At 65.1% G+C, this 14525-nt stretch carries 12 protein-coding genes; 4 read left to right on the forward strand and 8 right to left on the reverse strand.

What is annotated here, in order from left to right:
• Positions 1-582, forward strand: coding sequence for a TRAP transporter small permease subunit (locus BoBH3_RS20775; protein ID WP_262332766.1), 582 nt, complete (start codon positions 1-3; stop codon positions 580-582).
• A gap of 67 nt (positions 583-649) precedes the next feature.
• Positions 650-1954: a TRAP transporter large permease gene (locus BoBH3_RS20780; RefSeq protein ID WP_262332767.1), complete on the forward strand. Its 1305-nt coding sequence runs from the start codon at positions 650-652 to the stop codon at positions 1952-1954.
• A gap of 252 nt (positions 1955-2206) precedes the next feature.
• Here the strand turns inward: BoBH3_RS20780 and BoBH3_RS20785 are convergent, their stop codons facing one another.
• From BoBH3_RS20785 to BoBH3_RS20820, 8 genes are all read right to left on the reverse strand, one after another.
• Entirely contained in the window at positions 2207-2938 is a 732-nt protein-coding gene (locus BoBH3_RS20785) for an ABC transporter ATP-binding protein (protein ID WP_262332768.1), read from the reverse strand.
• A complete protein-coding gene (locus BoBH3_RS20790) occupies positions 2925-4706 on the reverse strand; it encodes a branched-chain amino acid ABC transporter ATP-binding protein/permease (RefSeq protein WP_262332769.1) in 1782 nt (593 codons plus the stop codon). Before BoBH3_RS20790 ends, BoBH3_RS20785 begins: the two co-directional genes overlap by 14 nt.
• A complete protein-coding gene (locus tag BoBH3_RS20795) occupies positions 4703-5578 on the reverse strand; it encodes a branched-chain amino acid ABC transporter permease (protein WP_262332770.1) in 876 nt (291 codons plus the stop codon). Before BoBH3_RS20795 ends, BoBH3_RS20790 begins: the two co-directional genes overlap by 4 nt.
• A 176-nt stretch (positions 5579-5754) precedes the next feature.
• Positions 5755-6909 carry an ABC transporter substrate-binding protein gene (locus tag BoBH3_RS20800; RefSeq protein ID WP_262332771.1) on the reverse strand — a complete coding sequence of 385 codons (1155 nt, stop codon included), beginning with the start codon at positions 6907-6909 and terminating at the stop codon, positions 5755-5757.
• Positions 6910-7159: 250 nt separating this feature from the next.
• Entirely contained in the window at positions 7160-9058 is a 1899-nt protein-coding gene (locus tag BoBH3_RS20805; protein ID WP_262333065.1) for a heavy metal translocating P-type ATPase, read from the reverse strand.
• A gap of 389 nt (positions 9059-9447) precedes the next feature.
• Positions 9448-9894 carry a host attachment protein gene (locus BoBH3_RS20810; RefSeq protein ID WP_262332772.1) on the reverse strand — a complete coding sequence of 149 codons (447 nt, stop codon included), beginning with the start codon at positions 9892-9894 and terminating at the stop codon, positions 9448-9450.
• 153 nt (positions 9895-10047) lie between these two features.
• Positions 10048-10848 (reverse strand): ABC transporter ATP-binding protein, encoded by an 801-nt coding sequence (locus BoBH3_RS20815; RefSeq protein WP_262332773.1) that lies wholly within the window; start codon positions 10846-10848, stop codon positions 10048-10050.
• Between the two features lie 333 nt (positions 10849-11181).
• A complete protein-coding gene (locus BoBH3_RS20820) occupies positions 11182-11823 on the reverse strand; it encodes a helix-turn-helix domain-containing protein (protein ID WP_262332774.1) in 642 nt (213 codons plus the stop codon).
• Positions 11824-12068: 245 nt separating this feature from the next.
• On the opposite strand from BoBH3_RS20820, the gene dapA reads away from it, so the two are divergent.
• Together dapA and BoBH3_RS20830 are read left to right on the forward strand one after the other, a co-directional pair.
• Positions 12069-12968 (forward strand): 4-hydroxy-tetrahydrodipicolinate synthase, encoded by a 900-nt coding sequence (dapA, locus tag BoBH3_RS20825; protein WP_262332775.1) that lies wholly within the window; start codon positions 12069-12071, stop codon positions 12966-12968.
• Between the two features lie 14 nt (positions 12969-12982).
• Entirely contained in the window at positions 12983-14410 is a 1428-nt protein-coding gene (locus BoBH3_RS20830; RefSeq protein WP_262332776.1) for an FAD-binding oxidoreductase, read from the forward strand.
• The last annotated feature ends 115 nt before the right edge of the window (positions 14411-14525 follow it).

Consider the following 14525-nt stretch of genomic DNA (forward strand, 5'->3'; position numbering starts at 1 on the left):
ATGGCGCCTGCTTCCTCGCCCAACGCAGCGGCGCCCGCGCCGCTGCGGCTCCTGCTCGACGGCATCGACCGGCTCGGTCGGCTCGACGGCTGGATCGGCGGCGGCTGCCTGCTGGCACTCACGCTGCTGATGCTCTGCGAAATCGGGACGCGCTTCTTCTCGAATTTCCTGCCCTTCTTCCCGGCCTCGATTCCCGTGGCCTGGGAGTATTCCTCCTATCTGATGGCCGCCTCCTTCACCTTCGGGGCGGCGATGACGTTGCGGGCGGGCGGCCATATCCGTGTGACGCTGCTCATCAACAACACCGCGCCGGCGCCGAGGAGAGCGCTGGAGATCGTGAGCAGCCTGCTGGGCTTCGCCTTCATGTGCTTCCTGACCTACGCCATGGTGCGCTTCACCTGGGGGGCGTTCAGCCGGGGCCAGACCTCGATCTCCAGCGATACGCAACTCTGGATACCGCAGGCCGTCGTCACCTTCGGCATGCTGCTGCTGGCACTCCAGTTCCTCTCCCGAACGATCCAGGCCGTGCTCGGCCTGCCGCTCGAAGACCACCGCATGAAGGCAGCGGCGCCGGCGGACTGAACGCCGGCCCTTCGCCCTCATTTTTCAGCCTTCTGCGAGGCCGGCCACGCCGGTCGGGAACACGCCCATGTCCATCGAAGTCATCGTGATGTTCGCGATCCTGTTCAGCCTGCTGGCATGCGGGCTCTGGATCGGCCTGACGCTTGCCCTGACCGGCACGACGCTGCTCTTCCTCTTCCGCGACATCCCGCTCGACCGGCTGCTGCCGCAATACACATGGAACATCCTGACGACGCAGGAGCTGCTGGCGTTGCCGCTCTTCATCCTGATGGGGGAACTCCTGTTCCGTACCCATCTGTCGAAGGCCCTGTTCCAGGGGCTGGCACCCTGGGCCGGGCTGCTGCCGGGGCGGCTGCTGCACGTCAACATCTTCGGCTGCACGATCTTCGCCGCGATCTCGGGCTCCTCGGCGGCGACGACGCAGGTCGTCGGGCGCATTGCGCTGATGGAGCTTCTGAAGCGCGGCTACTCCAAGGACATCGCCATCGGTTCGCTGGCGGGGGCCGGGACGCTCGGCTTCCTAATCCCGCCCTCCAACATCATGATCATCTACGGCGTGCTGGGCGACGTCTCGATCCTGAAGCTGTTCACCGCCGGATTCATCCCCGGCTTCCTTCTGGCAGGAAGCTTCATGGCCTGGGTGATGATCCACACCGCGATCCGCCGCGACCTCGTGCCGGCCACCGAGAACGACCTCAAGAACCTGAGCTGGACCGAGCGCTTCGCCGCGCTGCGCGACCTCGCTCCCGCGCTCTTCCTGATCTTCTGCGTGCTGGGCTCGATGTATGGCGGCATTGCCACCCCGTCCGAAGCCGCCGCCGTAGGCGTGCTCGGCGCGGCCATTGTCACGGCCATCCAGGGCTCGCTCAATTTCGAGGCGGTCAAGGGCATCCTCATCGGGTCCGTGATCACCTGCGCGATGATCGCGCTGATCGTTCTCGGCGCCTCGATCCTCGGCAATGCCGCGGCCTTTCTCGGAATTCCCCAGGCGATCGCGGCCTTCGTGAAATCGCTCGAACTGACGCCGCTGATGCTGATCGTAGTGCTGATCGCGTTCTATATTGTGCTCGGCTGCTTCCTCGACGGCTTCTCGATGATCGTGATGACGCTGCCGATCGTGCTGCCGATCGTGAAGCAGGCCGGTTTCGACCCCGTCTGGTTTGGCGTCTTCATGGTGCTGGTCGTCGAGATGGCGCAGATTACGCCGCCGGTCGGCTTCAACCTCTTCGTTATCCAGGGTCTGACGGGAGACGGGCTCGGCTATATCGCCAAGGTGACCTTCCCTTATCTCGTCATCATGGTGCTGTTCACGCTGCTGCTCACGATCTATCCGCAGATCGTGCTGTGGCTGCCGGAGGCACTGGCGCGCTGATCGTAATTTCAGCAGCGTGAAGCACCACACAAGCTTCACATCTCGCGAGTTTGAAGCCTGCAGCCTGCTCTCGTGCAATGCGCCAAGAGCAGAAGCTGGTGCCTTGCTCAGAAGCGGACATTTACTAGGGCTGAGCAGCACAGGGCGGCGACCCAGAGCCGAAATCACGCGGACGCACCGGCTTGCCCTTCGCCGATTGCGTCAGGTGTCGCTCTGCGTGGACAGACCGGAGTTCCGTCGACGCTCCGACTGCTATGCTGCGGCGGTGCGTCCGCCGAGATAGGCAGCGCGGATCTCCTCGTTCGACCAGAGTTGATCCGGCGCGCCGGAGAGCACGAGCTTGCCGGTCTCCAGCACATAGCCGCGATCGGCAACGGACAGGCCCATTCTGGCGTTCTGCTCGACCAGCAACACCGTCGTCCCGCGCCGGCGAATCTCGGCGATGATTGCGAAGACCGCCTGGACGATGACCGGTGCGAGGCCAAGCGAAGGCTCGTCGAGCAGCAGAATGCGCGGCTTCGCCATCAGCCCCCGTGCCACCGCCACCATCTGCTGCTGGCCGCCCGAGAGCGTCCAGCCGAGCGCATTGGCGAAGCGGCGGATATCGGGGAAGAGATCGAACATCTCGTCAGCCTCGCGCTTGATCGCGGCGGCCTTCATGCCGGCTCTGTTCGAGGCGCCGAGCATGATGTTCTCGCGGACGCTCAAGCCCGGAAAGACGCGTCGGCCTTCCGGGACATGGGCGATGCCCCGGCGCACGATCTCCTCGGGCCTCAAGCCGACGATCGACTGGCCCTCGAAGAGGATGTCACCCGAGGCCGGCTTCGCGAGGCCGGAGATGGCGCGCAGCGTGGTCGATTTGCCGGCTCCGTTCGAGCCGAGCAGGGTAACGACCTCGCCGGCCTCGACGACGAGCGAGATGCCGTCGACGGCTTCGACCTCGCCATAGCGGACAACGACGGATTTCAGTTCAAGCAGGGACATCGGGAGCCGTTCCGAGATAAGCCGCGATCACATCGGGGTGCTTCAGCACGTCGGCGGAATAGCCGTCGGCGATGCGACGGCCGAAGTTCAGCACGGTGATGTGCTGCGCGACCTCGCTGACCAGGGTCATGTCGTGGTCGATGATCAGGATGGTGAGGCCGCGCGCCGAGATGCGCTTGAGCAGGTTGCGCAATTCGACCTTCTCCGAGGAGTTGAGGCCCGCACCCGGCTCGTCGAGCAGGAGAAGAACCGGATCGGCCGCGAGCGCCCGGGCGATTTCGACCGCCCGCTGGTGGCCGTAGGAGAAATTAGCAACGACCTCGTCGGCCCGCTCCTCCAGATCGACGAAGGCAAGCGCCGCCCTCGCCCGCGCCAGCAGCGCGGCGGGATCGTTGCCGACCGCGCTTCCGGGGCGCTCGGCGCCGACCATGACATTCTCAAGCGCCGTCATCGAGCGCCAGAGTCGGATGTTCTGGAAGGTACGGCCGAGGCCGGCCTTGGTGCGCGCATGCGGCGGCAGGTCGGTTATGTCCTGCCCGTTGAGTTCGACGGTGCCGGCCGTGGCCCGATAGAGGCCGGAGAGGACGTTCAGCGTCGTGGTCTTTCCGGAGCCGTTCGGGCCGATCAGCGCATGCACACCGCCACGCTTGATCGTGAGATCGACCTCGTCGACCGCCTTCAGGCCACCGAAATGCTTCGAGAGGCCCCGAACCTCCATGACGGTCTCAGCGCCTTCGCCGCCGCCCGACATTTGCAAGGCTGCGCCGGAGCGGCTCGGCAGCACGGCGCGCTTGAAGCGGTCGAGCTGGCTGCGCAGATAGCCCCAGATGCCGTCCGGCATGAACAGCACGATCAGGATCACCGCCGCGCCGTAGATGGCGAGGTAGAGGCCGGGGATGCTCTTCAGGAAGCGCAGCCATTCCGGAATCAAGATCAGCAGGCCTGTGCCGATGACGGCGCCGATCGGCGAGGCGACACCACCGAGCAGCACCATGGTCAGGAACACCACGGATTCCGCGAAGGAGAACTGGTCCGGACTGACATAGGCGAAGCCGCCCGCGAAGAGGCCGCCGCCGATGCCCCCGAGGATGGCGGACAGCGCGAAGGCGGTGACTTTGGTCCGGTAGACGTCGATGCCGGCTACGCCGGCGGCGAGTTCGTTGTCGCGCACCGCCCGCATGGCGCGACCGAGCTTGGTGTCACGCAGGCGCCAGACGAGGTAGCCGAGACCGGCGAGCATCGCGATGCAGAAGGCGAGATAGGTCGAGCCGTCGGCGAGGAACCCCGGGCGCGGAATGGCGCGCACGCCGTCCGGGCCCTTGGTGACCGGGATCCAGTTGATCAGCACGAGCGTGACGATCTGCTGGAAGGAGATCGTCACCATGGCGAGGTAATGCCCGCCCAGCCGCAGCGTCGAGGCGCCGAGCAGCGCGCCGAAGCCCGCTGCCATGCTGGTGCCGATCAGCAGGCAGACCCAGAAATTCAGGCCGTATTCGGTCTGGCCGATGCCCACCGCATAGGCGCCGAGCCCGAAGAAGGCCGCCTGCGCCAGATTGATCTGGCCGCAGAGCCCCAGCACGATCGTCAGGCCGAGCACCGCGGTGGCGTAGGTCGTCGCCTGCAGCGAGATGTTCAGCACATACCCGGTCTTGGGCACGACGATGGCGAGCGCCATCGCGGCCAGGACCAGCAGAACGAAGGCCAGGACTCCCCAGCGCAGGCGCGGCCGGATATCGCCAGTGGTGGCGGTGGTTTCGGTCGTGCTCATGCTTTTTCCGCCACGCGCTCGCCGAAGATGCCCTGCGGCCGGAAGATCAGGAAGGCGATCAGGACCAGGAAGGCGAAGCCGTCCTTGTAGGGGACCGAGATGTAAGCGGCCCCGAAGGTCTCGATCACGCCCAGCGCAAGTCCGCCGATGATGGCGCCGGTCACGTCGCCGAAACCGCCGATGATGGTGGCGGCAAAGGCCTTCAGCGCGATGGTCGCGCCCATGCCGATTGAGACGAACAGCACCGGCGCGACGAGGATGCCGGCGATGCCGCCGATCACCGCCGAATATATGAAGGTGATCATGATCATGACCGCGACCGGGATACCGAGCAGCGAGGCCATCTCCTTGTCCTGCGATGTCGCCTGCAGCTTCTTTCCGAGCAAGGTGTGCTCGAAGAACCAGTATTGCAGCGCGACCAGCAGCGCGGTGACCACGATGATGAGCACGTACTGATTGTCGAGGTAGACCGGCCCGAGCATGAAACCGGGTGTATCGAACCAGCCGGACAGCACCTCCGGCTCCGGTCCGTGGATCGCCAACGTTGTATTGGCCATCAGGATCGAGGCCCCGATCGTCGAGATGATCACCGGCAGATAGGTGCGGTGGCGCAAAGGGTAATAGACCGCCAGATTGAAGACCGCGCCGAGCCCCGCCATGCAGACCAGGGCAAGAACGAAAGCGACCCAATAAGGCAGGCCGATCTTGAGGGAGAACACCACCATCAGGAAGGCGGCCACCATCGAGAACTCGCCCTGCGCGAAGTTCACGACATTCGTGGCCCGGAAGATCAGGACGAAGCCCAGCGCGACCAGCGCATAGACCGAGCCGATACCGATCCCGGTGAAGAGAAGCTGAAGAACGAGATCCATCTGTCTACCGCGCTTGGTGGGGCCAATCGGTCCTCCGCGGCGAACGGCCAAGGCCGCCCGCCCCGAAAGGCGTGGTACGAGATGCGCCGGGCGCTTCGACGGCTACGGGGCTCGCTACCGAGCCCCGTCACGGGCACCGACCTCTGGTGAAGAGAGCCGGCCCCTGCGCCAGCGGATCAGCCGAGACTCGGCGTAAAGTCGATCCGCTTGTCGAACTTGATGTCGCCCTTGTCGTTCTTGACGATGTTGTAGCCGTGCAGGCCATCACCGTTCTTGTCGAAGTTGTATTCGCCCTCGGCGCCCTTGTGGCCGCGGATGGCGAGCATGGCCTCGCGCACCTTGTTGGGCTCGGTCGAGCCCGCCTTGTTCATTGCCATGGCAAGGCAGGTCACGGCGTCGAAGGTCCAGGAGGACTGGTTGTCGGGCGCGACCTTGCGGACTTCGCGATAGGCCGTGCCGAAGGCCTTCGAGGCAGGGCTGGAATCCTCGGCGTAGTCGGCGACGCCGTAGGTGTTATGGAGCGCAGGACCTGCGAGTTTCAGCGCCGAGACGTTGACGATCGAGGGTGACCCGACCCAGGGGATGTTGACGCCGAGCTGGCGCAACTGCCGGGCGAAGATGCCGAGATCGGTTTCGAAGGTGAAATAGGTACCGAGGATGTCGGCGCCCGATTGGCGCACCGCCAGCACGACCGGCGTGAAATCCTGGCTCTGGTTGGCATAGCCTTGGTCGAGCGCGAGCGTCGCGCCATTGTCAGGCAGCGCATCGGCGAGCGCCTTGCCGCCGGCCGTGCCAAAGGCATCGGTGGAATGGACGATCGCCCATTTCTTCTTGCCGAGTTCCTTGGAGCCGAACTGTGCGATCACCTTGCCCGAATAGGAATCGTTCGGGCGGAAACGGAAGAGCCAGGGATTGCCGAGCTTGGTCAGGTTCGGGTCCGTGCCGCCGAAGCCGACCGGCTTTCCGATCTTGAGCATGTCGGGCGCCATGGCGTGCATCTGCGTCGAGCGGATCGAGCCAAGGAAAGCGACAATATCGGGCTGGCTGGCGAGCTTGGAGAAGGCCAGGACCGCGCCGGGATTGGTAGTCTGATCATCCTCCATGATCAGCTCAAGCGGCTTGCCAAGTACACCGCCGGCCTTGTTAACAGCTTCGAGTGCGATCTTTGCGCCGGTCTGGGCGAAGGAGCCGGATTCGGCGGCGGCACCGGTCATCGGCACGACCATGCCGATCTTGATGGTAGCACCTTGTGCGAAAGCAGTGCGGATGACGGCTGGAGCGGCAATGCTACCGGCAAGCGCCGTCGCAAACCCGCGACGAGTCAACTTCATCGCTATCCTCCCGATTTTTATGGATTGGATCGGATCTGAACGTCCGATTGCAGCGATGATGGATTATCTGCGGGCTCGCCAGAACCGCATTTTCCGTAATCCTTTAGTCTATATTCCGATGCCCTCCAGCGGTGAGAGCGCTGCGCAGCGATATCGCAGCGCCTCCGGGTCATGGTCTCAGATTGAGATGACCGAAGACGGCCTTAGTCGTTCCAAGAGATTCCTCAAAAACACCTTTGCTCGATCATCGTCAGCGCCCCATGGCGGCTTGCGCGATGCGCTGCGTGGCCTCCGGCCGGCTGCCGGGCGCCAGCAAGCCGGGTCGCGGCACCTGCCGGATGGGATCGTTCAGCAGCCGCAAGCCATTGAGGACGACCAGAACCGTGCCGCCTTCGTGCCCGAGGACTGCAAGCGGGAGTGGAAGGTCGAAGAAGGCTGCGCCGGTCACGAGAAGCAGCATCGCGCCGATCGAGAACATCAGGTTCTGGCGAATGATCCATGCGGCCCTCTGCGAGAGCCGGTGCGCCGCCGCAAGCCGCCCCATATCCTCGGAGAGAAGGGCCACGTCGGCCGCCTGAAGAGCGACTTCGGAACCGGCCGCGCCCATGGCAATGCCGACGTCGGCACGCGCCAAGGCGGCTGCGTCGTTCACGCCGTCGCCGACGAACGCGATCTTCTGCCGCGCTGCTGCTTCGGCAACCAGCCGGACCTTGTCCTCGGGCAGCATCTCGGCGTGAATCTCATCGTCGCGCAGCCCCAGTTCCGCACCAATCCGCAAGGCTACGGGGCGCCTGTCTCCCGTCATCATGAGGATCGTTGCGACACCGCTTCGCCGCAGCGCTGCGAGCGCTGCGGCCGACGTCTCGCGCGGCTTGTCGGCTACGCTGACAGCACCAAGGAGACGGTCGCCGCGGCCCAGGTAGACAACGGTCTCGGCGGCGCTTTGCAATGCCTTCAGAGCCGCGTGATCGATCGCTGCGCCCATGGTTTCGGCCATGCGGCGGTTACCTGCCCAAACAGGGCCGGCATCGTCGTCTCCGATGATACCCTTGCTGGGTAGCGCCTTTACATTGCGCATCTCGCGGATCGTCAGCCCGCGCTCAGCAACTTCGCGCCGCAGGGCGTCGCCAATGTGATGTTCGGAATCGGCCTCGAGACTGGCCAGCGTCGAAAGGAAGCCGCGTTCATCGCCATCCAAGGCGACGACATTCGTCACCGTGGCCCGTCCGGCCGTCAATGTTCCGGTCTTGTCGAACGCAAAGACCCTGACCCCGGCCAAGGTCTCCAGAGCCGCACCACCCTTGAAGAGGACGCCTCCGCGGGCTGCAGCCGAGAGAGCGGAGAGAATTGCGGCCGGCACGGAGATGACAACCGCGCAAGGGCTTGCCGCAACCAGCATCGTGGCGGCGCGATAAAGGGCTATGTCCCAGCTGTTTCCAAGCCAGAGGAAGACACCCAGGGCAGCGACAGACCCGACGAGAACCGCGATCGTGTATCGCTGTCCGAACCATGCGCTGAACCGCTCCGAGGGCGCCTTCGCCGCCTGCGCCTCCGTGACGAGCGCGATCATCCGGGCAACCGTGCTCTGCCCCAGCGATTTCGTGATGCGCACCTCGAGAACGCCATCGAGATTGACCGTCGCCTCGAAAAGCGGCTGGCCCGGCGCCTTTCTGACGGGCATCGACTCGCCGGTGATCGTGGATTCGTCCAGCGAGCCCCGGCCGGACGCGACGGTTCCGTCCGCGGGAACCCGTGACCCGGGTCGTAGGATCACCAGATCGCCGATGCGCAGATCCGTCGCGGGCACCTCCTCCACCCCGCCATCCGGCGCCTTGCGGATAGCCGTTTCCGGCCTCAGCGCCATCAAGGCCTCGATGGCACGCCTGGCGCGCCCCATGGCGCGTTCCTCGAGCGTCGTCGACAGGCTGAACAGCGTCAGCAGGACCGCGCCTTCGAGGGCCGCACCGACGACTGCCGCCGCGAGCGCCGCGACGATCATCAGAAGATCGATATCGAGGATGTGCTCGCGCCAGAGCGCCCGCAGCGCACGCCAGCCAGCCGGCAGCCCACCAGCCAAGTAGGCGAGCACCGTGCCGAACAGGAACGCCAGTGATCCAGCCGGGCCTCCGACAAGCCATTTGCCACACATCGCCAGCGCGAGGCCGATCACCGTCGCCGCGGTGAGAACAACCGGAAGGTTCGATGGAAGACGCGGCAAAAGCCCCTCCAATGCCTGATCGGCGCCAGGCCGGCGTCAGCGCGTATTTAATTTAGAATCATTCTAATGTTTGCATCGAATGTTGTCCAGCGAGCGCGCGCTCCGCGCGTTTGCACTCGATCGATCAAGAGATTCATGGATCGAGAGATTCATGGCCGCACAGGCAAAACGCCGTCCGGCCGGGCTGCAGGCTTCAAAAAGCATCGTGCCTTGCCGAACTCGATGCTTTCGCATCCCCCTCGACGTGAATAGGCGTTGTCACCCTGCCGCATCTCGCCGCCGCGGGGGCCATCGCCCTCAGCTGCGGGTTTTCGGACGGCCTAGGCCTCGGTCAGCAATCGTTCGAGCTCGCGAACCGGATGCCTCGTCAGGTCCTTGTCCACTTCCGCGATGATCGCGGAACGGAGTCCATCATCAAGACTGCGCCGGAGCGCGGAGAGCATGCGCGGCGGCGCGACCAGGACGAAACCGCGCGGTCGCCCGCTGTGATGCAGGTGCTCCACCGCTCGGGCCGTCTCGCGCGCGAACCGCATCTCGGCCAGGTCATGCCAATCGGCCGTTCCGGTCGCGCTCGTCGGCGCGACGGCGTTCTGCATGCGCCCGGGCCGATCCGTTCCCTGCTCGGCATTGGGCGGGTTGGCGGGCGCCTCCGTCACCTGCTCGACCTGCAGATTGGGGACAGTCGCGTCGCCTTCGTTGCGAAGGAAGATGGCCTTGCGGGCATCACAGACGAGAACCCAGGCATCATGGGGAATGCGGAGTTGCATAATCGATCTCCGGCCAATGCGCCAAGCCCCCCGATCAGCATAATCCCGGATTGCCCGGCAACCCTCATTGATTCAACGCAAAGGTTGCGACTGGCCACACGCCCGAGCCGGTTCTTTCCTGTCGCGGGCAGATCATGCGGCGCCGTCGCAGGGTCAGGCCGGCCCTCGCCCGGACATCTCGTCGGCGAAGATCGTTCGACCACGCTCGCCGGCGAAATAGGCCTTGAGCCAGGGATCGTCATGGGCAAGCAAGTCGTGCAGCGTTCCGATGGCGATGACCTTGCCCCGGGCGATCGCTGCGATCCGGTCACAGGTCGTGTGAAGGCTGCTCAGGTCGTGAGTGATCATCATGACGGTGAGATTCAGGCTGGCCGCGAGCGTCAGCAGCAATTGATCGAACGCATCGGCGGCGAGCGGGTCGAGGCCGGAGGTCGGCTCGTCGAGGAAGAGGATTTCAGGGTCCAGGGCCAGGGCGCGCGCCAGGGAGGCCCGCTTGGTCATGCCGCCGGAGAGCTGGGAGGGATACTTGTCTGCGGCATCGCGCGGCAGGCCCACGAGATCGAGCTTCAGCAAGGCCATCTCGGTCATCAGGCTTCGCGACAGTTGCAGGCTTTCCCGCATCGGCAGCTGGATATTCTCGGCAATCGTCAGGGACGAAAACAGCGCGCCGTGTTGGAACATCACGCCGCAGCGCCGCTCCATCGCGCGATGCTCGCTATCCGACAAGGCATCGACGTTCCTGCCGAACATCTCAACAACGCCGCTTCGCTTGGAGATGAGCCCCAGGATCGTGCGGGCCAGCACCGACTTGCCCGATCCGGACGCGCCGATGACGCCCAGTATCTCGCCGCGCACGATGTCGAGGTCGAGGCGATCAAGCACTGTCTTATCGTCGAAAGCGACTTCGAGCGCATGCACGCTGACGACGATCTCGCGCAGGCGCCCCGGCTCCATCGCCGCGCTCCGAACCATGAAAGCCTCCTGCCAGGCGCAGACCGACGGAAACAGGAACGACTCTATTCTGACCTTGAGCTGACGTTCTCGAATTGACGCGGATCAAGAGCCAACGACTTGATGCGGTTTGTCAGGCCCCAAAACATTTCCGTCTCGCGCTCGCTCAGAAGACAACTTCGCGAAAGATAGCCGACCCGTTCTATCAGTCTTCAACGAGACACTGAAAGGCTAGCACGGAGCCCCTGCCCGCTTGGCGACAGGCACCATGCGAATGCACTGGCAACGCCTCCCGACAGCCAGAGACGGGCGGCGGCTCAGATTCTCGCCGCGATCTCAGAGATCGACGAGAACCCAGAGCACCACGGCGTTGGTGGCTCCTTTGGACGTCCAGGTGTGCTCCGTGGTGGCGTCGTAGTAGACGGAATCGCCCTTGTTGAGCTCCAGCGGCTCATAAAGCCGGCTGTGGACCACGAGGGTGCCTTCGAGCACCATCACGAAGATTTCCGCCTCGGACTTCGCCCAGGCCGCGTATTCGTCTGGCGAGCGTGCCGTCACCGTGGTCAGGATCGGCGTGGCGCGCTTGTTCTTCAGATCGGCGCAGAGCAGGACGTTGTTGCAGGTGCCGGTGGTGTGCTTGTTGCCGCCGCCTGCGCGGTTGATGCTGCGACGCCCGGCGAAGCTCACCGCGCCATTGTCCTGCCCGCTCGACAGCAGCGTGACGAGCTCAACCTCGAGGCCGTGGGCGATGCGCTGCAACGTCGAGATCGTCGGCGAAAGCTCGTTGCGCTCGATCTTCGAGAAGGCCGAAGCCGAAACGCCGGTCATCGTGCTGACGTCCTGCAGCGTCAGGCCGCGGCTCTTGCGCAGCTTGAGCAGCAGCGCGCCGATATCGACCCCGCCACGGACCTCCTCACCGGATTGCCAGGCCTCGGGCGGGTCGATCTCCCCCCGCTCCGACAGCGCGATTTCCGGCATGCCGATTCTCCTCATTCCGCCTCTTGGCGTCCTGCCTGTCATAATGTGTCGCGCCGAGAAGGGAAAGAGAATGTCGTGGCGTATGGTCCGATAATTTTCGTATCGGACATTTTTGTATTTTTGTGTTGACAGCCATCGCCACCTGAAACAGGTTTCGATCCCAACGATGCGCCGGCAATGAACTGAGCGCTGTTGGCGAGGGGCCGACACGCGAAACCGGTTGCATCACTGCAGGGATGCTTCAGATGACGCTTACGCACGACTCTCTTGGCGGGCTCTACACCGCGATCGTGACGCCGCTCACCACTGACGGAGCTGTCGACATCAAGGGCCTGCAGGCGCTGGTGCGCTTCCAGCTCGATGCAGGCGCTGCCGGTATCGTGCCGATCGGCGGCACGGGCGAATATCCGGTCTTCTCCCGCGCCGAGCGCCGCGACATCGTCGCCGCCTGCGTTGACGCGGCAGATGGCAAGCCGGTGATCCCGGGCGTGCTCTCCACCGGCTACGAGGATGCGCTGGAGGCCGGCCGCGACTTCGCCAAGGCCGGCGCCTCGGCGGTGATGACGGTGACCCCCTATTATGCGCCGGGCACCCAGGAGGGCATGCGCGCCTGGTTCGCCCGCTATCGCGACGCGGTCGACCTGCCGGTGATGCTCTACCAGATCCCGCGGCGCACCACGGTCTCCGCCTTCGCCGAGACGGTCCAGGCGATGGCCGAGGACCGGTCGATCATCGGCATGAAATACTCTTCCTACGACATGCCGGACTTCATCCGGACGGTGAAGCTCGCCGGCGACAAGATCGCGATCCTCTCGGGCGAGGAGCCGCTCTTCGCCACGCACGTGGCGCTCGGTGCCGTTGGCGGCGTCCTCGCCTCGGCGACGATCTATCCCAAGATCTGGATCGAGATCTTCGAGCTCGCCCGCCAGGGCAAGCTGAAGGAGGCTCTCAAGCTCCAGGACAAGATCGACCCGGTCATCGACGCCATCTATGTCGAGACGAATCCGGGGCCGCTGAAGGAGTATATGGCACTTGCCGGCAGGCCGGTCGGCGGGGTCCGCCTGCCGCTGCTGGGGCCCAGCGCGGAGACGATGGCGAAGCTCAAGACCGCCGCCGCGCGGGCCAAATCCGTCAGCCTCGCCTGAACGGAGACCGGATCGTGATCGAGACACTTCGCGGCATCGTCGGAGAGAAAGGGCTGATCACCGATCCGGCAGAGATGGAGCCGTGGCTCACCGACTGGCGCCAGCGTCGGCGCGGCCGCGCGCTCGCCGTCGTCCAGCCGGCTTCGACCCAAGAGGTCGCCGCGGTGGTCGCGCTATGCGCGGCCGAGGGAGAGCCGGTCTTTCCGGTCGGCGGGAATACCGGGCTGTGCTTCGGCGCCGTGCCGGAAAGCGATCTCGACGACAAGCCCGGCATCGTGCTCTCCCTGCGCCGGATGAACCGCATCCGCGCGATCGACCGGGCGGCCGGCGTCGCCACGGTCGATGCCGGCGTCGTGCTCGGTGATCTGCACAGCGCTGCTGCCGAGGCGGGGCGTCAGTTCCCGCTGCATCTCGGCAGCGAGGGCAGCGCGCAGATCGGGGGCCTGATCTCGACCAATGCAGGCGGCACCGGTGTCGTCCGCTACGGGCCGATGCGCGATCTCGTCGCCGGGCTGGAAGTGGTGCTGCCGGACGGCCGCGTGCTGACGGACCTCGCGGCGCTGCGCAAGGATAATACCGGCTACATGCTGCGCCATCTCTTCATCGGCGCGGAAGGTTCCCTCGGCATCATCACGGGCGCGGCGTTGAGGCTGCATCCGCAGGTTCCGAACACGGCCCACGCCTGGGTCGCCGCGGCCGATCCGGCCGATGCAGTGGCGCTGCTGGCCGCCATGCAGGATCGTGCCGGCTCCGCCATCCAGGCTTTCGAGCTGGTCTCCGCCTCGCAATTCGAGCTGGTGCGGAAACACGCCGAGCGCGCGCGCTTCCCCTTTGCCGAGATCCCCGCCTGGTCGGTGCTGATCGAGCTAGGCAGCGAGGATGCGACGACGGCGCTGCGCGACACTCTCGAAGAGGTGCTCGGCGCGGCGCTGGAGCGCGGCGAATTGCTGGATGCTGTGATCGCCAGCTCAGAGCAGCAGGCGGCCGATTTCTGGCACATCCGCCACTCGGTCTCCGAAGCCAACAAGAAGGAGGGCATGAGCATCACGCATGACGTGGCCGTGCGCTCCTCCGACGTCGCGCCGTTCATCAAGGCGGCGGATGACGTCGCCGCCGAGCTGTTTCCGGAGGCCTATAGCGAGGTGGTCTGCCATCTCGGCGACGGCAACGTCCACTACATCCTGATGTTCACACACGCCTACTGGGCGGCCCTGCCGGATCCCGAAGCCTTCGCGCTGACGGTCGAGCGCGCGATCCATGACGTCGCCGCCCGCTTCGGCGGCACATTCAGCGCCGAGCATGGCGTCGGCCGCAAGCTGACGGAGGAGCTGGAACGCCTCGCCGATCCGCTCCGCTACGAACTCATGAACAAGGTCAAATCGCTGTTCGACCCACAGAACCTGATGAATCCGGGTGTTCTGCTGGCGTCGAAGACAGCCTGAAACGACGAGAGAATCCGCTGCCGCCTCCGGTGAGGGGCGGAAGATCACGGAAGCCCGCAGGGGAAGCGGGAGCCTACCTCACCAGCCAACACGGGGTTCGCCTCATAACGCCGGG

Origin of the sequence: Allobosea sp. BH3 (assembly GCF_025499465.1) — a bacterium.
In the GTDB taxonomy this organism is placed as follows: Bacteria; Pseudomonadota; Alphaproteobacteria; order Rhizobiales; family Beijerinckiaceae; genus Allobosea.

What these genes read in the sequence shown, in the direction of transcription:
- BoBH3_RS20775 (WP_262332766.1), top strand. Translation starts at nt 1, where the DNA reads ATGGCGCCTGCTTCCTCGCCCAACGCAGCGGCGCCCGCGCCGCTGCGG.
- BoBH3_RS20815 (WP_262332773.1), bottom strand. Translation starts at nt 10,848, where the DNA reads ATGGAGCCGGGGCGCCTGCGCGAGATCGTCGTCAGCGTGCATGCGCTC.
- BoBH3_RS20800 (WP_262332771.1), bottom strand. Translation starts at nt 6,909, where the DNA reads ATGAAGTTGACTCGTCGCGGGTTTGCGACGGCGCTTGCCGGTAGCATT.
- BoBH3_RS20785 (WP_262332768.1), bottom strand. Translation starts at nt 2,938, where the DNA reads ATGTCCCTGCTTGAACTGAAATCCGTCGTTGTCCGCTATGGCGAGGTC.
- BoBH3_RS20795 (WP_262332770.1), bottom strand. Translation starts at nt 5,578, where the DNA reads ATGGATCTCGTTCTTCAGCTTCTCTTCACCGGGATCGGTATCGGCTCG.
- BoBH3_RS20805 (WP_262333065.1), bottom strand. Translation starts at nt 9,058, where the DNA reads ATGTGTGGCAAATGGCTTGTCGGAGGCCCGGCTGGATCACTGGCGTTC.
- dapA (WP_262332775.1), top strand. Translation starts at nt 12,069, where the DNA reads ATGACGCTTACGCACGACTCTCTTGGCGGGCTCTACACCGCGATCGTG.
- BoBH3_RS20790 (WP_262332769.1), bottom strand. Translation starts at nt 4,706, where the DNA reads ATGAGCACGACCGAAACCACCGCCACCACTGGCGATATCCGGCCGCGC.
- BoBH3_RS20810 (WP_262332772.1), bottom strand. Translation starts at nt 9,894, where the DNA reads ATGCAACTCCGCATTCCCCATGATGCCTGGGTTCTCGTCTGTGATGCC.
- BoBH3_RS20780 (WP_262332767.1), top strand. Translation starts at nt 650, where the DNA reads ATGTCCATCGAAGTCATCGTGATGTTCGCGATCCTGTTCAGCCTGCTG.
- BoBH3_RS20820 (WP_262332774.1), bottom strand. Translation starts at nt 11,823, where the DNA reads ATGCCGGAAATCGCGCTGTCGGAGCGGGGGGAGATCGACCCGCCCGAG.